Genomic DNA, 20,872 nt, shown 5'->3' on the forward strand with positions numbered 1-20,872 from the left:
CACAGCCACTGGATCGGTCAACCGACCTTAACTGATCGGCATTAGGAGTCTGGCTCCCGGTTTTTTATGCCTGCAATTCAGCCAGTGGTGTCGGCTTGCCTACCAAATAACCTTGCAGATAATCCACGCCGAAACGGAGTAGCATTTCGCGTTGTTCTGCAGTTTCCACAAACTCGGCAACCACACTAAGCGACTTCGTTTTAGCCAGATTACAAATCGACTGGACAATCATCGCATCCATACTGTCAGTGGCGATATCTTTTACAAAGCAACCATCAATCTTGATGATATCCGCCTGCAAACGCTTAAGCCGCTCATAATTCGCATACCCTGTCCCAAAGTCATCAATCGCGATACGGAAACCGTATTCCCGTAGCTGATGGATGTTTTTAATACTGGTTTCGGAATTGGAGAATGCCTGCTCTTCGGTTACCTCAATCACGACTGCGTGCGGTGCAACCGAATAGCGTTCGAACAGGGAGATAATCTCGGAAGCAACCTCTTTCTGCATCAACGTGAGTGGCATCAAATTTACTGAAAAACGGGTTCCGGCATGAGGCGCTGGATTATCACGTAACCATTTCAGTAAATGCTCAACCACACTCAAGTCGAACCGGTGGCTCAGGTTGAATTGGGCAATCAGCGGGATAAAGCGATCGGGCGTGATAATCTCACCCTCGCTTTCCAGTCGCGTCAGAATCTCGTAGTACCTTTCACCTTTGGCGTTCTGAATCGGCTGGGCATACAAGAGAAGCCCTCTGGCGTCGAGTGCACGCTTGATTCGTCCTAACATCAGAACTCTTTCCGTCGTTTGTCCTGAGACCGTGTCAAGGCTATTGGTTAATGCAAGCACATTATGTGCAGCACATGATTGCTCAGACAACCAGCTTAATTGCCCAAGCATATGGTGCAAATGTTCGCCGCCATCGACCTCGCCCCAGGATGCTCCAAATTCAATATCCAGTCCGGTATTGTTCCAGAAAATTTTACGACTGTTCAGTTGATCAACCATATGCTGTAAGCGCTCGGCCGTTTCAGGGCCTAACAGTACCAGCACCAGTTCACTACCTGGCAACTGGAAGAGCTTTTCATCTTTTTGCAGCAGAGGTTGAAGAGATGCGGTAATCACCCGCTTGCAATGCACACGCATGAGGATGCCATAATGACGGCTTAAAAATTCCAGATTATCCATCCTCAGACAACAGACCTTTGCATCGGAATGAATGGACAGAAAGTCTTCCAGCGCACGAATGTTGGGCAACCCTGTTAACGGATCGGTTAAAGCCCTCTCCTGCCAACCTTGCTTCAACCACTCGCTTCGTCGGTAGATCCTGGACATATAAAGCAAGCAGATGGCGAACGAGATCAGCACAGACAAGATAAAGGACAGCGAATACCCCGTCTCAACACCATTGAGAAAGTTATAGTTGTACGTTAGCAACAAGAATGCGGAGGCAGCCCACAGTAACGAAATTAGCGCATAGCTAAGCCGACTGATACCGAGGGTAAAGAGAATAAAAATCCCCGGCATCAGGTAACCCGCAATGATGGGTGATTCCAGAGGCGTACACAAAAGTGCAATGATGGACACCAAAAATATCAGCCAGACTAATATAAATAGCGGTTTTTTATTATAAAAAATAGGTTTCAGACTTCGTCGCCAAAACGTTCTGGCGTAGCAGGGATTAATTATCATTCTTAATGGATAATAGAACATCATTGTAAATATAAGGGCTGCACAAATCAGACTCTGAATATCAACAACGTTATAAATGGCAGTACCATCACCAAAGAATGTAGAGAGAGAAACAGGAAAATCAAAAAAATACCCAGCGAGATACATCGATACCTTGATACCTATAGGCACGATAAAACCAAGCCAGAAAATGCGAATTCCAATGTATTTATTTGGGAGACTATGACGCCATCGACGCCCCAGGATGGCTCGCATGATACCAGCGGTAGCAAAAACAGAAAATGTCTGACAAAACAACAACACAGCATGCTGAAGAACGGTTAATTGCAAATTATAGACATTCGTGGCAAAAAGGCTCAACAGAACAGGAATGATGGCACGGCGACCAAACAATAAAATAACCGCCAGCATTACACTTAACGGTAACCATGCCAGATAAACATCATAACCATTCACAATTGCACGCGGAGAAATATAACGAGAAAATGGAATTGTGAGCAGGCATAACAGCAGGGCAAGCATAAATATTTTTACATTATTGATGAGTTTACTTTTCATTAAGATAAATAAAAAATTTTCCATACAATTCATTGACCGAATGGATAATATGTTTATTAATTGCGCGAATCAAGTTCAAGTCAATAAAGAGACCGCTTTATTGATTTAGATTTAGGTGAGGTGTAGAAAAAAACCTTTCTCGTAACAAAATATACCGATGAGTGTTACATAGATATAAAAAAACCCCGTCTTTCGACGAGGTTTAGAATTTTGGTGGAGCTAAGCGGGATCGAACCGCTGACCTCTTGCATGCCATGCAAGCGCTCTCCCAGCTGAGCTATAGCCCCACAATCACTTTACATACCACTCTCTGTTGGGTTCAGAGTTTGGTGGAGCTAAGCGGGATCGAACCGCTGACCTCTTGCATGCCATGCAAGCGCTCTCCCAGCTGAGCTATAGCCCCATCGTAAAGCTGTCATGTTGACGGGCGGCATAATATGAATTCCACCGCTACGTGTCAACGGCAAATTCGAACACTCTCTTTCAATTGCCGAAAAATCAGGCAAATAAAACACTTTGCGAGGCTGCTCGCAGCCAGGAGTTAAGCCTGTCACGTTTTCACGTAAAACGGTGCTATAAAATGAACCACTAATTAACCCTACGGATATTCAGGTAATTGAATGATCAAGGAACGAATGACGCCAGAAGAGCTCTCTCTGCTCACTGGCTATAGCCGCCAGACCATCAATAAATGGGTACGCAAAGAGGGTTGGGTAACATCGCCAAAACCTGGAGTACAGGGAGGCAAAGCACGCCTGGTTCATGTGAATGAAAAAGTCAGAGAATTTATTCACAGCGCTCGCAAGGTATCAGATGCACCAGACATACCAGAAAGCACCTGCCATGGCAGCTCACTTCATACTTTACTCCAGACGCTGGCGAATGAAATGACGCCGGATGAGCAAAAACAGCTGGCATCTCTGATAGTGCGGGAAGGGATAACCGGATTGTTGCAACGTTTAGGGATTCGCGACCAGAATTGATATGAATAGATTACGCAGCAAAATGACCACGGAAGAACTGGCTGATTGCCTGGGTGTTGTCAAACAAACCGTTAATCGATGGATACGGCAAAAAGGATGGAAAACAGAAGGTATTAATGGTGTCAAAGGTGGACGAGCACGATTAATCCACATTGATGCGCGTGTTCGTGAGCATATAATTAATCTACCGGCCATTCGCAGTCGTCAGGCTGTCTATCATCAGATTGCAGAAACGCCAAATCGGTATGGAGATGCCAAACCTGTAAACGTACTACGTCAGATTACCGACGCTCTGGAGAACATGACCCCGGTAGAGCAAGAACGGCTTGCCATTTTACTGGCACGAGAGGGGATCCAGGGATTTTTATCCCGTTTAGGGATTGCTGAAACTACAGTATAAAAAACGGCAGGTTACCCTGCCGTTTTTTTATCAGCTTATTGCTGTTGGCTTTCGCGCTCAGCAATAAAGTTCAGTGCTTTATTAATACGCTCAATGCTGCGGGATTTTCCAATAGCATGCACGGTGACATCAAGGGCTGGTGATTGACCAGCGCCTGTCACCGCGACGCGCAGAGGCATACCAACCTTGCCCATCCCAACTTCCAGTTCATCTGCTGTTGCCTGAATTGCCTGGTGAACATTTTCAGCAGTCCAGTCTGCCACTCCCGCAATTTTGTCGCGCACCACTTCCAGCGGTTGACGTGCGACTGGACGCAGATGTTTCTTCGCCGCGTCGGCATCAAATTCATCAAACTCTTCATAGAAATAGCGACAGCTTTCTGCAATCTCTTTCAGCGTTTTGCAACGTTCACCAAGCAGTTTCACCAGATCAGCCAGTTGCGGACCATTGCGGGTATCGATATTTGCCTGTTCAATATGCCATTGCAGGTACGTCGCAACATACTCTGGGGGCATGGTGTTAATGTAATGGTGGTTCAACCACAGGAGTTTATCGGTATTAAACGCGCTGGCTGATTTGCTGACAGCATTCAGGGAGAACAGTTTGATCATCTCTTCACGACTGAAGATCTCTTGATCACCGCTGGACCAGCCCAGACGCACCAGATAGTTCAACAGCGCTTCTGGCAGATAGCCATCGTCGCGGTACTGCATTACGCTGACAGCACCATGACGCTTGGACAGTTTTTTGCCATCATCACCGTTGATCATAGAAACGTGTGCATAGACCGGAACTGGAGCATTCAGTGCTTTCAGGATGTTGATCTGACGTGGAGTGTTATTGATATGGTCTTCACCACGAATTACGTGAGTGATTTCCATATCCCAGTCGTCAACAACCACACAGAAGTTATAGGTTGGGGAACCGTCGGTACGGCGGATGATCAGATCGTCCAGCTCCTGGTTGCTGAACTCGATCGGGCCACGGATCTGGTCATCAAAGATAACAGAGCCGTCTTGCGGGTTAGCAAAACGTACAACGCAAGGCTCATCGGCAGCATGCTCGCTGTGATCATGGCGGCAACGTCCGTCATAACGCGGTTTTTCACCGGTCGCCATCTGCTCTTCACGCAGCGCATCCAGACGTTCTTTCGAGCAATAGCATTTATATGCCGTACCCGCATCCAGCATTTCATCGATTACTGCGTTGTAACGGTCAAAACGTTTCGTCTGGAAGTACGGACCTTCATCCCACTCCAGATTCAGCCAGTTCATCCCATCCATGATGGCTTCGATTGCTTCTGGCGTTGAGCGCTCAAGATCGGTGTCTTCAATACGCAGCACAAACTCACCGCCGTGATTACGTGCAAAAAGCCAGGAGTAGAGAGCAGTGCGCGCACCACCGACGTGCAGATAGCCTGTCGGGCTGGGTGCGAAGCGAGTTTTGATTTTCATGAAATGGCCTTACGTTATAAAGATGCCGATAACCGGCAAATCCTGGGGGAAAAACAATGGGCAATATTCTATCACTGTGAGGCAATTCCTCAATGTTGTTCCCTTTATCGGAGTGTCGTTTGCTATTTTTGTTTAGAAATCATGCGCCACAGTCCATTTCACGATCGTTTTGTTTAATTTTACGACGAACGATTAAAAACTTTAGAAAAGGCGTTGACTCATTTTCAACTCTCCCTATAATGCGACTCCACACAGCGGGGGTGATTAGCTCAGTTGGTAGAGCATCTCCTTTACACGGAGGGGGTCGGCGGTTCGAGCCCGTCATCACCCACCATCTACTTCGGTAGACTCGCAGTGTGGATAAGAATTGAGATTGGGCGATTAGCTCAGTTGGTAGAGCATCTCCTTTACACGGAGGGGGTCGGCGGTTCGAGCCCGTCATCGCCCACCATTCTCACCTTATCATAGCAGTTCCGAAATGGGCGATTAGCTCAGTTGGTAGAGCATCTCCTTTACACGGAGGGGGTCGGCGGTTCGAGCCCGTCATCGCCCACCATTTCGGGTCGTTAGCTCAGTTGGTAGAGCAGTTGACTTTTAATCAATTGGTCGCAGGTTCGAATCCTGCACGACCCACCAATGTAAAAAAGCGCCCTAAAGGCGCTTTTTTGCTATCAAGGCTTTTCTGATTACTTCTGCGTTAATACCTCAATAAGACACTTCACTGCAGGTGTTGCCTGCTGGCTGTCATATACCACATACAGATCAGCCGGAATTCTCTCCACCAACGGACGAAAGACAACACCAGGCCATTGCATCTGCGCGTAACTATCCGCGATCAGTGTAATACCGATTCCCATACTGATCATCGCTAACACCGTCTGCGGTTCAACAGCCTCGCGGACAATTAATGGAGAAAAACCTGCCTGCTGGCACACACGTTGTAAAAAAGCCCAGTCCGAATGTGCCGAAGGCAACGTTACAAAATACTCATTTTGCAGTGCACGGAGTGAAATAGCCTTTTCATGAACCAGATGGTGGTCTTCTGGTAAAGCCACCAAAAATGAAGCCTCGTGCAGGCGAATACTGGTGAACCCTACGCTCGGTTCGATGGCCATTCGCCAAATCCCCGCGTCCAGTTCACGCCGCTCAAGTAATGCCATTTGCATAACCGGCGATTTTTCCCGAAACGTGACATCAACGTTCGGGTGTTCCTTCAGAAAACGATATAACATGGGCCGCATACGCCCCCACATTGCCGTACCAACAACCCCCAGTTCAATCTTACCTGCTTCTCCCCTGCCAATTTGCTCAACTCTGGCCAGAGCCTGATTTGTGCTTTCCAGCAACCGCCGGGACTCTTCCATCAAAATTTTCCCCGCATAGGTAAGTACAACACTGCGGGAATGACGGACAAAAAGAAGCGTACCAAGCTGATTTTCCAGCTCTTTAATATGAATGCTTAGAGGGGGTTGAGACATATTCAGACGAGCTGCAGCTCGTCCAAAATGGAGCTCTTCTGCTACGGCAAGAAAATAACGTAGTAGTTTAAGATCGGTCCGGTAAACTCGTTCCATAAATAAGAGCCCTGTTGATTTTATTTGCGCTACGGAACGTAGCATACATCATCAGGAAAGGAAAAATTTGACGGTAAGATATCCCACATACATAAACACAATAGATAACACACCCGGCAAAACATTTGGCGCAGGAATAGGTAAGCGACAGAATGTAAATAATGCACCGATGCCAAAGCCAATACCCGATGACAATAATATATCTTTCATATAACCCCCAAAAATGCAGGCCCACAATGAGCCCGCAATAAATTAATGAGCAACAACGCCAGAAGAAACATTTGTCCGCTGGTGTTTATATTTAAAACAAAGTAAAAACACTACCGCGAGCCCCAGAGCATAAGCGGCAAATAATAACCAGATAGTCTGCCAATCCTTAACACCGTCGACAGAGAAATAGTCCACTGCCATTCCGCTAAGAATCGAACCGACATACGCCCCTACGCCATTAACCATCGTCATAAATAATCCCTGCGCACTGGCTCGAATATCTGCACTGACTTCCTGCTCGACGAACACAGAACCAGAGATATTAAAGAAGTCAAATGCGCAGCCATAGACGATCATCGACAATAAAAGCAGGACAAAACCTGATGCAGAAGGATCCCCAAAGGCAAAAAGACCAAAACGTAGCATCCATGCAATCATGCTCATCAACATTACAGTTTTTATGCCAAATCGCTTCAGGAAGAAGGGTATTGTCAGAATAAAGAACACCTCTGACATCTGCGAGACGGACAGTAAAATCGATGGATATTTAACGATAAAGCTTTCTGCATACAGCGGGTTACGTGCAAAATCATGCAGGAATGGACTACCAAATGTATTCGTTATTTGCAACACCGCCCCCAGGAGCATCGCAAACAGAAAGAAAATAGCCATGCGAGGTTGCTTAAACAGAACAAAAGCATCCAGCCCAAGTTTGCTGGTCAGCGTTTGTGCACATTTATTTTTAGCAACCGGAATAGAAGGTAATGTCAGCGCATAGATCGCCAGTACAAGCGAAGAACCCGAGGCAATGTAGAGTTGCATATTACTGAGTTCAACGCCCAACAGACTGATGGCCCACATTGCCACAATAAAGCCAACCGTCCCGTAAACACGGACTGGTGGAAAATTTGTAACCGTGTCCATCTTCGCCTGCTCAAGACAGGAGTATGAGATGGTATTAGACAAGGCAATGGTCGGCATAAATGCCATTGCATTAACCAGCATAACCCAGAACATCAGATCAGGTTCATTGACCTGAGCGGCGTAAAATAATGCTCCTGCACACACGAGATGGCAGATCATGTAAGCACGATCGGCCCTCAGCCATTTATCTGCAATGATACCCACCAGAGACGGCATAATAATCGCAGCCAGACCCTTTGAGCTATAGACCATGCCAACATTCGCCCCGGTAAAATGAAGCGTATTGATCATGTAAGAACCCAGGGTAACCAGCCAACTTCCCCAGATAAAATATTGCATAAAGGACATAATTTTTAATCGGGTCGTGATGCCCATACTTCATCCCTCATCGGATATTGTGGCCCCTACAGAAGCCACCTTATTGTTGTTTTTTAATCAGGCAATTTTGCGTAAGAAACCACAAATCAGGTTGATGAAGTTCTGCCGTGACAGTTCCGCTGCAGCCAGGGTCTGTTCATGCGAGAGTTTCACGTCACCTAAACCTTCAGCCAGGTTAGTGATCGCCGAAACAGCCACCACTTTCAAACCGCAATGACGAGCAGAGATAACTTCCGGCACAACAGACATGCCGACGACATCACCTCCAATAATCTGCATCATGCGGATCTCGGCCGCGGTTTCGAAATTAGGACCCGGGTAGGAAACGAATACACCTTCACTTAACGGGAATCCCTCTTCCGTAGCAACGACCTGTAAAACATCTCGATAATCAACGTCATAAGCATTAGCAAGCGTGAAAAAGCGCTCACCAAACCGTTCATCATTCAGACCGACCATCGGCGTGCCCGGCATCGTATTAATATGATCTTTCAGTGCCACAAGGTTCCCTGGGCCTACCTCCGGGCGCAGAGATCCCGCAGCATTTGTGCAAAACAACAGTTCACAGCCCAGCAGTTTGAAGGTGCGAATAGTATCGGTCATGATGGTCATGCCACGCCCTTCATAAAAATGACCGCGACCTTTCATGCACGCGACAGGAACACCAGCCAGATGACCCAAAACCAACTCACCAGCATGTCCGTGTACCGTGCTAACAGGGAAGCCCGGTAATTTTTCGTAAGAGATGGCAACCGCATCTTCAATCTGGCTGGCTAATGCGCCGAGGCCAGAGCCGAGGATAAAAGCGACTCGTGGAGTAAAATCAGGTTTATGGGCACGAATAATATCGACGCAATATGATGGATTATTAGAGTAAGTCATAAGGGTTCCTTTCAGGTGTAACACGCGATCATTCGATCGTAATGTTACTGATTTATACCGACATAGCCCCCTGCGTGACCAATACACTTTGCTCTTTTAATCCATATCATTTAAGTATCAATCCCATTGTCTTAAATAACTACCATTTGATATTTTTACAATATCAATCCGTTAAAAATAAATATTGGTGAAAATCATTTATCAGTCATTTAATAAAAAAGAACATGAATTTTATTACACCCTAACAAATCAATTACCTCTTATTGTAAAAAAATCAATATGGATATTTATAATGAATAAAACATTAAAAGCCTTAGGTATCGTTTCCCTTGTTACGTTTCCTGGCATGAGCCAGGCAGAGTTTATTAGAGGTTTTGCTGACATTGGGATTCATTATCTTGACTGGTCCAACCGAACAACAGAAAGCACATCAACAAAATCACATAAAGATGATTTCGGTTATCTCGAACTGGAAGGTGGGGCAAACTTTAGCTGGGGCGAAACTTACGGTTTTTTCGACTGGGAAAACTTTTATAACGGCCGTCACGATAAACCAGGAAGTGAGCAGCGATACACCTTTAAAAATACAAATCGTATTTATCTTGGTGATACCGGGCTTAATCTCTACCTTCATGCATACGGTACGTATGGCTCACCCAATCGTTCAAATTTCCATGATGATATGTTTCTTTATGGCATAGGCTATAACTTCACGGGTAACGGATACTGGTTCAAGCCATTCTTTGCAAAACGTTATACTGATCAAACCTATTACACCGGGAATAATGGCTACGTTCTGGGCTGGGTTTCAGGTTACACCTTCTCGCTCGGCAGCGAGAAATTTACGCTAACTAACTGGAACGAATATGAATTTGATCGTGATGCACACTATGGTGCAGGAAATGGTGGCAAAGAAGGTCTTAATGGTGCTGTGGCCTTCTGGTGGAACGCCACCCCACATCTGACCGCGGGGATTCAGTATCGCTATGCCGATGACAAATTAGGAGAAGCATTGTACCAGGATGGTCTGATCTACTCGGTTAAATTTAATTTTTGATGTTTCACCTGCCAGAAATAGCAGTATTACTCAAGCTAATCATTGATATGCCGATACCTCTATTTTATGGCGAGAGGAAACAACATGACGACAATTCAGGCATCAACTCCCTCAATTCAGACCAACAGCAGTGGGAGCAGTAGTTCAAGTGGCAACAGCATTTCATCGCAAATCAGCCGTATCACCTCACAGATCACCAAGCTGACTCAGCAGTTGAAAGATGTTGCAAACGGTAGCGGTAGCGCGGAAGACAAGAAAAAGCAGCAGGATCTGATTCAGGCGCAAATAAAAATGCTCCAGGCGCAACTGGCGCAGTTACAGCGCCAGCAGGCCGAAGAAGCACAAAAGAAACAAGAACAGAACCACACTAAAGCCGAAGGGGTTAACAAACCCACTGATGGCAATCAAATTGATATCTATATCTGATAGTCAGTTGGATTAAAGAGTGGGTCGCGTATGCGGGCCTCAGTTAATTTCTGGGCCTGTATACGCACCACTTCCCAGATCGCCTGAGCCGCACCAGACAGAGAGCGGTTTTTCCGTCTCGCCAGCATCAATTTACGTTCGATAGTGGGCACAAAACGTTTTACTGCTAAGCGACTCCCCTGAGGCAGGGGAAGCGCGAGCGCAGGTAAAACACTTATCCCGATCCCCGCTTCAACCATCGGGAAAAGCGTTGCCGGATGGCCAATCTCCTGAACAATTGTGGCATCCACTTTCTGGCTAACCAATGCAGCATCGATCAGCGGGCGGCTACCGGAGGCATAATCCTGAAGCACCAGGTTCGCACCTTGCAGCGCCTGCCAGGACACTTGCGATAACTTCGCGAGTGGATCGTCGTCCCTGCAAAGCAGCAGGAAAGGTTCCGATAGCACAACCTCTGTTTCGAGATCGCTTACCCTTCCCGGATCAATAACGATCCCAAAATCCACATCCCCCTGACGGATACTTTCCAGAACCCATTGCTGAGGTCTGTCATGCAGCACAAACTCAATATCAGGATAAAGATGACCACCTACCGCAATACATTGCGGGATGAGATGTGCCGATATCGTTTGGCTCGCCGCCACTCGCACAGTTCCCGACAGTTGTTGTCCGAGCCGCCCCACATCCCGCAGCGTACTGTTAAGCTCATCAAGAAGTCTTTCCAGACGTATAGCCAACTGCTGCCCGGCATCGGTGAGCACGACTTCGCGTGTTGTTCTGTCCAGCAATCGCACACCGGTTTGGCTCTCCAGCTCTTTAACGCTGTGGCTGACGGCTGACTGACTTAATCCGATCATCTCCCCTGCCCGGCTAAAACTGCGGGCATGAGCAACGGTGACAAAAACACGAAGCTGACGGAGTGAATAATTCATCTGTTTTATTCATGAATGGATGCAATAAATCTATTTTATTTCTCAAATGGAAAAAAGCACAATAGCGATCTCTGCTTTCAGGAGTCACTATGAAACTCTTTCGCATCCTTGATCCTTTTACGCTTACCCTGGTTATCACCGTTTTATTGGCTTCCTTCTTCCCGGCTCGTGGCAGTTTTGTGCCTTTTTTTGAAGGCCTGACGACCGCGGCAATTGCCCTGTTGTTCTTTATGCACGGAGCCAAGCTCTCCCGCGAAGCCATTATCGCTGGCGGCGGCCACTGGCGGTTGCACCTGTGGGTAATGTGCAGCACCTTCATTTTATTCCCAATACTGGGTGTGCTCTTTGCCTGGTGGGCGCCCGTCAACGTTGATCCTGCTCTCTATACTGGTTTCCTCTATTTATGCATTCTGCCGGCCACCGTTCAGTCTGCAATTGCATTCACATCACTGGCTGGTGGGAATGTGGCTGCTGCGGTCTGTTCGGCATCAGCCTCCAGTCTGTTGGGCATTTTCGTCTCACCGCTGCTGGTAGGCCTGTTGATGAATATGCACGGTGCAGAAGGCAATCTGGAGCAGGTGGGTAAAATTTGTCTACAGTTGCTGCTGCCATTCGTGCTTGGACACCTTTCTCGTCCCTGGACCGGGGCATTCGTGGCAAAACACAAGAAGTGGATCTCAAAAACGGACCAGACATCGATTCTGCTGGTGGTTTACTCCGCGTTTAGTGAAGCTGTGGTGAATGGGATCTGGCATAAGGTCGGCGCAGGCTCACTGCTGTTTATTGTCGTGGTCAGTCTCATCCTGCTGGCAATTGTAATTGCGGTGAACATCTTTGTGGCACGCAGATGCGGCTTTAACAAAGCCGATGAAATCACCATCGTCTTCTGCGGGTCGAAAAAGAGCCTGGCAAACGGCATCCCGATGGCCAACATTCTGTTTCCGACCTCGGTAATTGGGATGATGGTATTGCCGCTGATGATTTTCCATCAGATCCAGCTCATGGTGTGCGCGGTGCTGGCTCGTCGCTATAAACGCCAGACAGAAAAGCAGGCGCAGGAAGAGACCCGCGCCGCCAAAGCTTAAGGTCGTTTCAGGGGCTGAACCAGTTGCGTCAGCCCCTCAGTTTTAATCAGTAACGTTAACGCCATCAGTTCACCAAGATGCCCGGCCGGAAATCCATCCTTACGGGCAAACCACAGCAGATACTCTTCTGGTACGTCAATCAGCCTGCGACCTTTGTATTTACCGAAAGGCATTTCCGTATTGGCGATTTCGATGAGCTGTTCTTTCTCCACGTTACTCTCCTAACAGACGCAGCATTTCTGCTTCGTCTATCACCGCGATGCCCAGTTCCTGCGCTTTGGCAAGTTTGGAGCCCGCGGCCTCGCCAGCAATCACCAGATCGGTTTTCTTCGATACACTGCCCGCAACTTTTGCCCCTAGCGCAACCAGACGCGCTTTAGCGTCATCACGGGAAAGCTGGCTAAGGCTGCCTGTCAGCACAACGGTTTTACCCGCAAACGGGCTGTCGATCTCTTCTGCATTCACCACCACAGGCGCAGGCCAGTGGATCCCCTCTTCCAGCAGCTTACCAATCACCTCACGATTACTCTCTTCCGCAAAGAAGTTGAAGACATGTGTAGCAACAACAATGCCGACATCTGGAACACGCTGTAATTCGTCAAGGCTCGCCTTTTCCAGCGCATCAAGCGTACCGAAATGGGCTGCCAGTCCTGCCGCCGTCGCCTCGCCTACTTCGCGAATTCCCAGTGCATAGAGGAAACGGGCGAATGTGGTTTCCTTCGCTTTATCCAACGCATTGACAACATTCTGCGCTGACTTTGGTCCCATGCGGTCGAGCCCGGTGAGTTTACCTGCCGTGAGTTTGAACAGATCGGCTGGGGTATGGACGTACTCCTTCTCGACCAGTTGATCGATAATTTTGTCCCCCATGCCATCAACATCCATCGCCCGACGCGAGACAAAGTGCTTCAGCGACTCCTTACGCTGCGCACCGCAGATTAATCCCCCCGTACAGCGCGCAACGGCTTCGCCTTCAACGCGCTCAACGTCCGAGCCGCAAACCGGGCAATGGGTTGGAAACTCAATGGCGCGCGTATCGTCCGGGCGTTCTGATTCGACGACATTCACTACCTGTGGAATCACATCACCCGCGCGGCGAATCACCACTTTATCGCCAATCCGCAGGCCCAGACGTTCAATCTCATCGGCATTGTGCAGTGTGGCATTACTCACCAGCACACCCGCAACCTGCACAGGCTCCAGACGAGCAACTGGAGTAATGGCCCCGGTGCGGCCAACCTGGAACTCCACGTCACGCACAAACGTCATTTGCTCCTGCGCCGGGAATTTGAAGGCAACAGCCCAGCGCGGTGCGCGTGCCACAAACCCTAGCTGCTCCTGCAATTCAAGCGAATTCACCTTGATGACGACACCATCAATATCAAAACCCAATATCGGACGGTCTTCTTCAACTTTGTGGTAAAACGCCAGGACGGCTTCCGGAGAGTCGCAAAGCTGTACACGGTTACTTACCGGCAAGCCCCACGCCTTAAACTGCAACAAACGCCCCAGGTGGGTGTCCGGAAGCTCGCCACCGTCCAAAATACCCACGCCGTAGCAAAAGAAAGTAAGCGGTCGCTTCGCTGTAATACGTGGGTCCAGTTGACGTAAAGAGCCTGCCGCCGCGTTACGCGGATTAGCAAACACTTTCCCACCGGTACGTCGCGCCTCTTCGTTGATTTTCTCGAATCCCGCTTGCGGCAGGAACACTTCTCCACGAACTTCCAGACGCGCAGGGATGTTCTCACCTTGCAGCTTCAGCGGAATAGCACGGATAGTCCTGACGTTGGTCGTGATGTCTTCACCTGTCGTGCCATCGCCACGTGTGGCGGCACGCACCAGGACACCATTTTCATAGAGAATACTGACGGCCAGGCCATCAAGTTTTAGCTCACAACACCAGCTCAGCGTCTCACTGCTTTTCAGCCGGTCTTGTACGCGTTTGTTAAACGCCAGAAAGCTCTCTTCATCAAATACGTTGTCCAGCGAGAGCATTGGAACTTCGTGGCGTACCTGGCTGAATGCTCCAAGCGGTTCTGCGCCAACACGCTGAGTAGGTGAATCAGGAGTTATCAAATCTGGATGTCGGGTTTCCAGCTCGCGTAGCTCGCGCATCAGGCGATCGTACTCGGCATCCGGGATCTCCGGTGCATCCATAACATGATACAGATATTCATGATGGCGAAGCGTGGTTCGCAGTTGAGTCAGTTGTTGTTCGATTGAGTCCATATCGCACCATCAATGAGCAAAAACCCCCGACATGCGGGGGTTGAGAGGGAGTCGAAGAAAACGCAACAGTTACGCGTTGGCTTCCTTAACTTCGCGGATGCGGTCCTGATACTCGCGCAGTTTCTGCGGCGTCATCATACGACGCTGATCGTCAAGTACCACGCCACCGACTTCATCAGCGATGTGCTGAGCAGACTGCAGCATCAGCTTAAAGTTCTGCAGTTCGTCACCATAGGACGGCACTTGCATAAAGATAGTGATGCCAGGTGTGACAAAATCACCGGTCATTTCCGGATCAAACGTCCCTGGGTTGACCATATTTGCCAGGCTAAACAACGCAGGACCGCTACCGTCCGGGCTCAAGTGACGATGGAAAATATTCATATCGCCAAACTTAAAGCCTGCCTGTTGAATGCTGTTAAGAAGCACATCACCATTGAGGTGGCTGCCATGGTGTGCGGCCACGTTCATGATAATAACCGCTTCTTTACGCTGCGGCTTTTCAACAACAGGCGCTTCTTCAACGATGACCGGTTCCGGCTCAATATGCGGAGCTGGTGTTGGCTGTTGTACAGGTTGTACCTGCGCAGGTTGCGGCTGTGGTTGTTGCACTGCGGGTTGTTGTGCAGGCTGCTGTTGCACAGGTTGCTGCACGACAGGCTGATGGTGCACGGGTTGCGGCGGCGGTTGGCGTACCGGTTCTTCCACAGGCTGCGACGCCGGATGGCGAGGCTGTGCAGAAGCATACGGCGGTTGATACTGGTGCTGCGGAGGCTGACGAGGTGCTTCATGCTCCCCATGACCTGCGCCGGGCGCAGTATTGACCCGATGAACACGCACTTCACCCACGCCGTCGTCTTCGCTATCGTCGATGTCGTCGTCACCGTCATCATCGTCACGACTAGACTTCATGCGCTTCAGTGGGCGATCGCGAAACATAGAGGAACGCTCTTTACGGCTGGTCCAGAAACCATGTACCAGTAAAGCGATTATGGCGATCGCGCCAACAATGATTAATATCAGACGCAAATCCTGCATCATTATATTCTCTGTTGTTCTAACACCTTGCCACCACGGCAAACATTTACTCCCTAAGAGTATTTGTCGATTACGTCAAGCGCAAGTGCAGGCGGAGCATTCACAGCATAAAGATGAACTAAATCGTGCTTTTTGCTGTTTTTTCGAACATTTCCGAACTGGTGATTGGTCCATAACTGGATAATATAGTCGGGCAATTCCACTGGTTGTGAAAAAAGGAGTACAGCCTGGTTATGGTTTCAACATCAACATCGGCCCCTCGTAGCGGGTTCCATTATTTCTCTCAGGGCTGGAAACTCGTTTCCCTGCCAGGCATCCGACGCTTCGTCATTTTGCCTCTGCTGATCAATATTCTCCTCATGGGTGGCGCTTTCTGGTGGCTTTTCACAAAACTGGAAAGTTGGGTTCCTTCCTTAATGAGCCATGTGCCTGACTGGTTGCAATGGTTGAGCTACGTGTTGTGGCCCATTATGGTGCTCTCTGTTTTACTGGTGTTCGGGTATTTCTTCTCGACGATTGCCAACTGGATCGCCGCCCCGTTTAACGGCCTGCTGGCAGAACAATTAGAAGCGCGCCTGACCGGTGCTACACCGCCTGATACCGGTGTTCTCGGGCTAATGAAAGATATTCCTCGCATCATGAAACGCGAGTGGCAGAAATTCGCATGGTATTTGCCCCGCGCCGTTGTCCTGCTGATTCTTTATTTTGTCCCAGGCATCGGTCAGACGGTCGCCCCCGTTTTGTGGTTCCTGTTCAGCGCCTGGATGCTGGCTATCCAGTATTGCGACTACCCGTTTGACAACCACAAAGTACCGTTTAAAGAGATGCGCACAGCCCTGCGCACGCAGAAAGTAGCCAATATGCAGTTCGGTGCACTGACAAGTCTGTTCACTATGATTCCCGTGCTCAACCTGTTCATCATGCCAGTCGCTGTTTGTGGTGCTACCGCCATGTGGGTGGACTGCTACCGTGCTAAGCACGCGTTATGGAAGTAATGCAAAAATGTGTAAAACAGGGGTGGCTTATGCCGCCCCTTATTCCATACTGATCCCCATTATTTCCTTGCAGCATATAGATATGCGAATTCCTTACTTCCCCATACTTATTCAACAGGTATGCTGGGTCGGTATCCCAATTTCATACAGTTAAGGACAGGCCATGAGTAAGATTTATGAAGACAACTCGCTGACTATCGGTCATACGCCCCTGGTTCGACTGAACCGTATCGGTAATGGACGCATTCTGGCGAAGGTCGAATCACGTAACCCAAGCTTCAGCGTGAAATGCCGCATCGGTGCAAACATGATTTGGGATGCCGAAAAACGTGGCGTTCTGAAGCCTGGTGTTGAACTGGTCGAGCCAACCAGTGGTAACACCGGTATTGCGCTGGCTTATGTTGCTGCTGCACGGGGTTATAAGCTGACACTTACCATGCCTGAAACCATGAGCATCGAGCGTCGTAAGCTGCTGAAAGCGCTGGGTGCAAACCTGGTACTGACCGAAGGCGCAAAAGGGATGAAAGGCGCGATCCAGAAAGCAGAGGAGATTGTTGCCAGCGATCCGGCTAAATACCTGCTGCTTCAACAATTCAGCAACCCTGCCAACCCGGAAATCCACGAAAAAACCACCGGCCCTGAAATCTGGGAAGATACTGACGGTCAGGTTGACGTGTTTATCGCGGGTGTTGGTACTGGCGGCACGCTGACGGGTGTTACCCGCTATATTAAAGGCACAAAAGGTAAAAAAGACCTCATTACGGTCGCCGTTGAGCCAACAGATTCACCAGTTATTGCCCAGGCACTGGCGGGTGAAGAGATCAAACCAGGTCCACACAAAATTCAGGGGATCGGCGCAGGCTTCATCCCTGGTAACCTGGATCTAAAACTGATTGATAAAGTGGTAGCAATCACCAACGAAGAAGCCATCTCGACCGCGCGTCGTCTGATGGATGAAGAGGGTATTCTGGCAGGTATCTCTTCTGGTGCTGCCGTTGCCGCAGCACTCAAACTTCAGGAAGATGAAACCTTTACCAATAAGAATATAGTGGTTATCCTACCTTCCTCGGGTGAGCGTTACTTAAGCACTGCACTGTTTGCCGATCTGTTTACTGAAAAAGAGCTGCAACAGTAGTGCCAGCATGTTAAAAACGCGTAAAAAAGCACCCTTTTGGGTGCTTTTTTGTGGCCTGCTTCAAACTTTTACCCCTCCTGGCATTGATTCACCCCGTTGGGTCTGGTATTTAAACCAGCAATTATTTTGATGCGCGAAATTAATCAGTGAATGAAATACGATTGCTGAATCGATTTTATGATTTGGTTCAAGTCTTGCTTTCACTGCATAATGTTTAATGACGATTGAAACGTCAGCGCTAACAATACAGGCTAAAGTTAAGTCGCCAGGCTAGACTTTAGTTCCACAACACTAAACCTATAAGTTGGGGAAATACAATGTTCCAGCAAGAAGTTACCATTACCGCTCCGAACGGTCTGCACACTCGCCCTGCTGCTCAGTTTGTTAAAGAAGCGAAAGGCTTCACTTCTGAAATCACTGTGACTTCCAACGGCAAAAGCGCTAGCGCAAAAAGCCTGTTCAAACTGCAGACTCTGGGCCTGACTCAGGGCACTGTTGTCACCATCTCTGCAGAAGGTGAAGACGAACAAAAAGCAGTTGAGCATCTGGTTAAACTGATGGCTGAGCTCGAGTAAGTTTACGGGTTCTTTTTAATATCAGTCACAAGTAAGGTAGGGTTATGATTTCAGGCATTTTAGCATCCCCGGGTATCGCTTTCGGCAAAGCACTGCTGCTGAAAGAAGACGAAATCGTCATTGACCGGAAAAAAATTTCTGCCGACAAGGTTGATCAGGAAGTTGAACGTTTTCTGAGCGGTCGTGCCAAGGCATCAGCGCAACTGGAAACAATCAAAACTAAAGCTGGCGAAACTTTCGGTGAAGAAAAAGAAGCCATCTTCGAAGGGCACATCATGCTGCTCGAAGATGAGGAGCTGGAGCAGGAAATCATAGCCCTGATTAAAGATAAAGGCATGACGGCCGATGCGGCTGCACATGAAGTTATCGAAGGTCAGGCAACTGCCCTGGAAGAACTGGATGACGAATACCTGAAGGAACGTGCGGCTGACGTACGTGATATCGGTAAGCGCCTGCTGCGCAACATCCTGGGTCTGGCCATCATTGATTTAAGTGCTATTCAGGATGAAGTTATCCTGGTGGCTGCTGACCTGACCCCGTCAGAAACCGCACAGCTGAACCTGAACAAGGTGCTGGGCTTCATCACTGATGCTGGCGGCCGTACTTCCCATACTTCAATCATGGCGCGTTCTCTTGAACTGCCAGCCATCGTGGGAACCGGTAGCGTCACTGCTCAGGTGAAAAATGACGACTATCTGATTCTGGATGCCGTAAACAACCTGGTTTACGTCAACCCGACCAACGAAGAGATCGAGCAGCTGCGTGCCGTTCAGGAACAAGTTGCCTCCGAGAAAGCCGAACTCGCTAAGCTGAAAGACCTGCCTGCTATTACGCTGGACGGCCATCAGGTAGAAGTTTGTGCGAACATCGGTACTGTGCGTGACGTTGATGGTGCTGAGCGCAACGGCGCGGAAGGTGTAGGTCTGTATCGTACTGAATTCCTGTTCATGGACCGTGACGCGCTGCCAACTGAAGAAGAACAGTTTGCTGCGTACAAAGCTGTTGCTGAAGCCTGTGGCTCTCAGGCGGTGATCGTCCGTACCATGGATATCGGTGGCGACAAAGAGCTGCCGTACATGAACTTCCCGAAAGAAGAGAACCCATTCCTGGGCTGGCGTGCCGTGCGTATCGCGATGGATCGTAAAGAGATCCTGCGTGACCAGGTTCGTGCAATCCTGCGTGCTTCTGCTTTCGGTAAACTGCGCATCATGTTCCCAATGATCATCTCTGTTGAAGAAGTGCGTGCACTGAAGAAAGAGATTGAAATCTACAAACAGGAACTGCGCGACGAAGGTAAAGCCTTTGACGAGACAATCGAAGTTGGCGTGATGGTGGAAACACCTGCTGCAGCAACAATTGCGCGTCATTTAGCCAAGGAAGTTGATTTCTTTAGTATCGGTACCAATGATTTAACGCAGTACACCCTGGCAGTTGACCGTGGTAATGATATGATTTCACATCTCTACCAACCAATGTCACCGTCCGTACTGACGCTTATTAAGCAAGTTATTGATGCTTCTCATGCAGAAGGTAAATGGACTGGCATGTGTGGTGAGCTTGCAGGCGACGAACGTGCTACACTTCTGTTGCTGGGTATGGGTCTGGACGAATTCTCTATGAGCGCCATTTCCATCCCGCGCATTAAGAAGATTATCCGTAACACGAACTTCGAAGATGCGAAGGTGTTAGCAGAGCAGGCTCTTGCTCAACCGACGACGGACGAGTTAATGACGCTGGTTAACAAGTTCATTGAAGAAAAAACAATCTGCTAATCCACGAGATGCGGCCCAAATTACTGCTTAGGAGAAGATCATGGGTTTGTTCGATAAACTGAAATCTCTGGTTTCTGATGATAAGAAAGACTCCGGAACTATTGAGATTGTTGCTCCGCTCTCTGGTGAGATCGTCAACATTGAAGACGTGCCGGATGTAGTGTTTGCAGAGAAAATCGTTGGTGATGGTATTGCTATCAAACCAACTGGCAACAAAATGGTTGCTCCAGTTGATGGCACTATCGGTAAAATCTTTGAAACCAACCATGCGTTCTCTATCGAATCTGATAGCGGTATCGAACTGTTCGTTCACTTCGGTATCGACACTGTTGAACTGAAAGGCGAAGGCTTCAAACGTATCGCGGAAGAAGGTCAGCGCGTTAAAGTTGGCGACCCGGTCATTGAATTCGATCTGCCACTGCTGGAAGAGAAAGCCAAGTCTACCCTGACTCCGGTTGTTATCTCCAACATGGATGAAATCAAAGAACTGATCAAACTGTCTGGCAGCGTGACTGTGGGTGAAACCCCAGTTATCCGCATCAAGAAGTAATTCTTGCCGCACAGAAAAA

The 20,872-nt window shown here is 48.6% G+C and carries 20 protein-coding genes and 6 tRNA genes; 14 read left to right on the forward strand and 12 right to left on the reverse strand.

Annotated elements, in window-relative coordinates:
- Window positions 1-64: 64 nt before the first annotated feature.
- The 3 genes from HV346_RS16205 to HV346_RS16215 form a co-directional block, all read right to left on the reverse strand.
- The gene (locus HV346_RS16205) at window positions 65-2,254 is read right to left on the reverse strand and encodes an EAL domain-containing protein (protein WP_181623811.1); all 2,190 of its coding nucleotides are present in this window, start codon (window positions 2,252-2,254) and stop codon (window positions 65-67) included.
- Between the two features lie 211 nt (window positions 2,255-2,465).
- A tRNA-Ala gene (locus tag HV346_RS16210) sits at window positions 2,466-2,541 on the reverse strand.
- Window positions 2,542-2,581: 40 nt separating this feature from the next.
- Window positions 2,582-2,657 (reverse strand) — tRNA-Ala (locus HV346_RS16215).
- A gap of 217 nt (window positions 2,658-2,874) precedes the next feature.
- On the opposite strand from HV346_RS16215, the gene HV346_RS16220 reads away from it, so the two are divergent.
- A complete protein-coding gene (locus HV346_RS16220; RefSeq protein ID WP_181620303.1) occupies window positions 2,875-3,237 on the forward strand; it encodes a YfeC-like transcriptional regulator in 363 nt (120 codons plus the stop codon).
- A gap of 1 nt (window position 3,238) precedes the next feature.
- Window positions 3,239-3,637 (forward strand): YfeC-like transcriptional regulator, encoded by a 399-nt coding sequence (locus tag HV346_RS16225; protein ID WP_203451515.1) that lies wholly within the window; start codon window positions 3,239-3,241, stop codon window positions 3,635-3,637.
- Between the two features lie 35 nt (window positions 3,638-3,672).
- Here HV346_RS16225 and gltX read toward each other — a convergent pair whose 3' ends face one another.
- On the reverse strand, window positions 3,673-5,091 hold the full coding sequence (gene gltX / locus HV346_RS16230; RefSeq protein ID WP_181620304.1) for a glutamate--tRNA ligase: 1,419 nt from the start codon (window positions 5,089-5,091) through the stop codon (window positions 3,673-3,675).
- 258 nt (window positions 5,092-5,349) lie between these two features.
- Here gltX and HV346_RS16235 point away from each other — a divergent pair.
- The 4 genes from HV346_RS16235 to HV346_RS16250 all read left to right on the forward strand — a co-directional run bounded on the left by HV346_RS16235 (window position 5,350) and on the right by HV346_RS16250 (window position 5,727).
- Window positions 5,350-5,425: transfer RNA gene (locus HV346_RS16235), tRNA-Val, on the forward strand.
- A gap of 41 nt (window positions 5,426-5,466) precedes the next feature.
- Window positions 5,467-5,542 (forward strand) — tRNA-Val (locus HV346_RS16240).
- Window positions 5,543-5,571: 29 nt separating this feature from the next.
- A tRNA-Val gene (locus tag HV346_RS16245) sits at window positions 5,572-5,647 on the forward strand.
- Between the two features lie 4 nt (window positions 5,648-5,651).
- A tRNA-Lys gene (locus HV346_RS16250) sits at window positions 5,652-5,727 on the forward strand.
- Between the two features lie 50 nt (window positions 5,728-5,777).
- Here HV346_RS16250 and HV346_RS16255 read toward each other — a convergent pair.
- From HV346_RS16255 to xapA, 4 genes are read right to left on the reverse strand one after another with little or no spacing between them, the layout of a single operon-like run.
- The gene (locus HV346_RS16255; protein WP_181623813.1) at window positions 5,778-6,665 is read right to left on the reverse strand and encodes a LysR family transcriptional regulator; all 888 of its coding nucleotides are present in this window, start codon (window positions 6,663-6,665) and stop codon (window positions 5,778-5,780) included.
- A gap of 51 nt (window positions 6,666-6,716) precedes the next feature.
- Window positions 6,717-6,875, reverse strand: a complete 159-nt coding sequence (locus HV346_RS16260) for a DUF1427 family protein (RefSeq protein ID WP_181620305.1) — start codon at window positions 6,873-6,875, stop codon at window positions 6,717-6,719.
- A 42-nt stretch (window positions 6,876-6,917) separates the two neighbouring features.
- The gene (locus tag HV346_RS16265; protein ID WP_181620306.1) at window positions 6,918-8,174 is read right to left on the reverse strand and encodes a nucleoside permease; all 1,257 of its coding nucleotides are present in this window, start codon (window positions 8,172-8,174) and stop codon (window positions 6,918-6,920) included.
- Window positions 8,175-8,234: 60 nt separating this feature from the next.
- A complete protein-coding gene (gene xapA, locus HV346_RS16270) occupies window positions 8,235-9,059 on the reverse strand; it encodes a xanthosine phosphorylase (RefSeq protein WP_181620307.1) in 825 nt (274 codons plus the stop codon).
- 292 nt (window positions 9,060-9,351) lie between these two features.
- Here xapA and HV346_RS16275 point away from each other — a divergent pair, with 292 nt between their 5' ends.
- Together HV346_RS16275 and HV346_RS16280 are read left to right on the forward strand one after the other, a co-directional pair.
- Window positions 9,352-10,116 (forward strand): outer membrane protein OmpK, encoded by a 765-nt coding sequence (locus HV346_RS16275; protein ID WP_181620308.1) that lies wholly within the window; start codon window positions 9,352-9,354, stop codon window positions 10,114-10,116.
- A gap of 84 nt (window positions 10,117-10,200) precedes the next feature.
- Window positions 10,201-10,542 (forward strand): FlxA-like family protein, encoded by a 342-nt coding sequence (locus HV346_RS16280; protein ID WP_181620309.1) that lies wholly within the window; start codon window positions 10,201-10,203, stop codon window positions 10,540-10,542.
- On the opposite strand, the gene HV346_RS16285 is transcribed toward HV346_RS16280, so the two are convergent.
- Window positions 10,533-11,474, reverse strand: a complete 942-nt coding sequence (locus HV346_RS16285) for a LysR family transcriptional regulator (RefSeq protein WP_181620310.1) — start codon at window positions 11,472-11,474, stop codon at window positions 10,533-10,535. The two genes, HV346_RS16280 and HV346_RS16285, sit on opposite strands and share 10 nt — an antisense overlap.
- 89 nt (window positions 11,475-11,563) lie before the next feature.
- Between HV346_RS16285 and HV346_RS16290 the strand changes: the two genes are divergently transcribed.
- Window positions 11,564-12,559 (forward strand): bile acid:sodium symporter family protein, encoded by a 996-nt coding sequence (locus HV346_RS16290; protein WP_181620311.1) that lies wholly within the window; start codon window positions 11,564-11,566, stop codon window positions 12,557-12,559.
- Here HV346_RS16290 and HV346_RS16295 read toward each other — a convergent pair.
- From HV346_RS16295 to zipA, 3 genes are all read right to left on the reverse strand, one after another.
- Window positions 12,556-12,771: a DUF3820 family protein gene (locus HV346_RS16295; RefSeq protein ID WP_181620312.1), complete on the reverse strand. Its 216-nt coding sequence runs from the start codon at window positions 12,769-12,771 to the stop codon at window positions 12,556-12,558. The two genes, HV346_RS16290 and HV346_RS16295, sit on opposite strands and share 4 nt — an antisense overlap.
- A gap of 1 nt (window position 12,772) precedes the next feature.
- Window positions 12,773-14,788, reverse strand: coding sequence for an NAD-dependent DNA ligase LigA (gene ligA / locus HV346_RS16300; protein ID WP_181620313.1), 2,016 nt, complete (start codon window positions 14,786-14,788; stop codon window positions 12,773-12,775).
- 69 nt (window positions 14,789-14,857) lie between these two features.
- A complete protein-coding gene (zipA, locus tag HV346_RS16305; RefSeq protein ID WP_181620314.1) occupies window positions 14,858-15,829 on the reverse strand; it encodes a cell division protein ZipA in 972 nt (323 codons plus the stop codon).
- 230 nt (window positions 15,830-16,059) lie between these two features.
- Here zipA and cysZ point away from each other — a divergent pair, with 230 nt between their 5' ends.
- The 5 genes from cysZ (at window position 16,060) to crr (ending at window position 20,853) form a co-directional block, all read left to right on the forward strand.
- Window positions 16,060-16,821, forward strand: a complete 762-nt coding sequence (gene cysZ / locus HV346_RS16310; protein WP_181620315.1) for a sulfate transporter CysZ — start codon at window positions 16,060-16,062, stop codon at window positions 16,819-16,821.
- A gap of 163 nt (window positions 16,822-16,984) precedes the next feature.
- Window positions 16,985-17,956: a cysteine synthase A gene (gene cysK / locus HV346_RS16315; protein WP_181620316.1), complete on the forward strand. Its 972-nt coding sequence runs from the start codon at window positions 16,985-16,987 to the stop codon at window positions 17,954-17,956.
- A 317-nt stretch (window positions 17,957-18,273) separates the two neighbouring features.
- Window positions 18,274-18,531, forward strand: coding sequence for a phosphocarrier protein Hpr (gene ptsH / locus HV346_RS16320; protein WP_000487600.1), 258 nt, complete (start codon window positions 18,274-18,276; stop codon window positions 18,529-18,531).
- Window positions 18,532-18,575: 44 nt separating this feature from the next.
- Complete coding sequence (ptsI, locus tag HV346_RS16325; RefSeq protein ID WP_181620317.1) at window positions 18,576-20,303, forward strand: phosphoenolpyruvate-protein phosphotransferase PtsI; 1,728 nt, start codon at window positions 18,576-18,578, stop codon at window positions 20,301-20,303.
- Between the two features lie 40 nt (window positions 20,304-20,343).
- Window positions 20,344-20,853 carry a PTS glucose transporter subunit IIA gene (gene crr / locus HV346_RS16330; RefSeq protein ID WP_003861316.1) on the forward strand — a complete coding sequence of 170 codons (510 nt, stop codon included), beginning with the start codon at window positions 20,344-20,346 and terminating at the stop codon, window positions 20,851-20,853.
- Window positions 20,854-20,872 lie beyond the last annotated feature (19 nt).

It is taken from the genome of Enterobacter sp. RHBSTW-00994 (assembly GCF_013782625.1).
GTDB lineage: Bacteria > Pseudomonadota > Gammaproteobacteria > Enterobacterales > Enterobacteriaceae > Enterobacter.

Coding starts and splice junctions, on each gene's coding strand:
- cysZ (WP_181620315.1), top strand. CDS start 16,060: ATGGTTTCAACATCAACATCGGCCCCTCGTAGCGGGTTCCATTATTTC.
- ptsI (WP_181620317.1), top strand. CDS start 18,576: ATGATTTCAGGCATTTTAGCATCCCCGGGTATCGCTTTCGGCAAAGCA.
- ptsH (WP_000487600.1), top strand. CDS start 18,274: ATGTTCCAGCAAGAAGTTACCATTACCGCTCCGAACGGTCTGCACACT.
- HV346_RS16255 (WP_181623813.1), bottom strand. CDS start 6,665: ATGGAACGAGTTTACCGGACCGATCTTAAACTACTACGTTATTTTCTT.
- HV346_RS16275 (WP_181620308.1), top strand. CDS start 9,352: ATGAATAAAACATTAAAAGCCTTAGGTATCGTTTCCCTTGTTACGTTT.
- gltX (WP_181620304.1), bottom strand. CDS start 5,091: ATGAAAATCAAAACTCGCTTCGCACCCAGCCCGACAGGCTATCTGCAC.
- zipA (WP_181620314.1), bottom strand. CDS start 15,829: ATGATGCAGGATTTGCGTCTGATATTAATCATTGTTGGCGCGATCGCC.
- ligA (WP_181620313.1), bottom strand. CDS start 14,788: ATGGACTCAATCGAACAACAACTGACTCAACTGCGAACCACGCTTCGC.
- HV346_RS16225 (WP_203451515.1), top strand. CDS start 3,239: ATGAATAGATTACGCAGCAAAATGACCACGGAAGAACTGGCTGATTGC.
- HV346_RS16260 (WP_181620305.1), bottom strand. CDS start 6,875: ATGAAAGATATATTATTGTCATCGGGTATTGGCTTTGGCATCGGTGCA.
- cysK (WP_181620316.1), top strand. CDS start 16,985: ATGAGTAAGATTTATGAAGACAACTCGCTGACTATCGGTCATACGCCC.
- HV346_RS16290 (WP_181620311.1), top strand. CDS start 11,564: ATGAAACTCTTTCGCATCCTTGATCCTTTTACGCTTACCCTGGTTATC.
- HV346_RS16220 (WP_181620303.1), top strand. CDS start 2,875: ATGATCAAGGAACGAATGACGCCAGAAGAGCTCTCTCTGCTCACTGGC.
- HV346_RS16265 (WP_181620306.1), bottom strand. CDS start 8,174: ATGGGCATCACGACCCGATTAAAAATTATGTCCTTTATGCAATATTTT.
- HV346_RS16280 (WP_181620309.1), top strand. CDS start 10,201: ATGACGACAATTCAGGCATCAACTCCCTCAATTCAGACCAACAGCAGT.
- crr (WP_003861316.1), top strand. CDS start 20,344: ATGGGTTTGTTCGATAAACTGAAATCTCTGGTTTCTGATGATAAGAAA.
- HV346_RS16205 (WP_181623811.1), bottom strand. CDS start 2,254: ATGAAAAGTAAACTCATCAATAATGTAAAAATATTTATGCTTGCCCTG.
- HV346_RS16285 (WP_181620310.1), bottom strand. CDS start 11,474: ATGAATTATTCACTCCGTCAGCTTCGTGTTTTTGTCACCGTTGCTCAT.
- xapA (WP_181620307.1), bottom strand. CDS start 9,059: ATGACTTACTCTAATAATCCATCATATTGCGTCGATATTATTCGTGCC.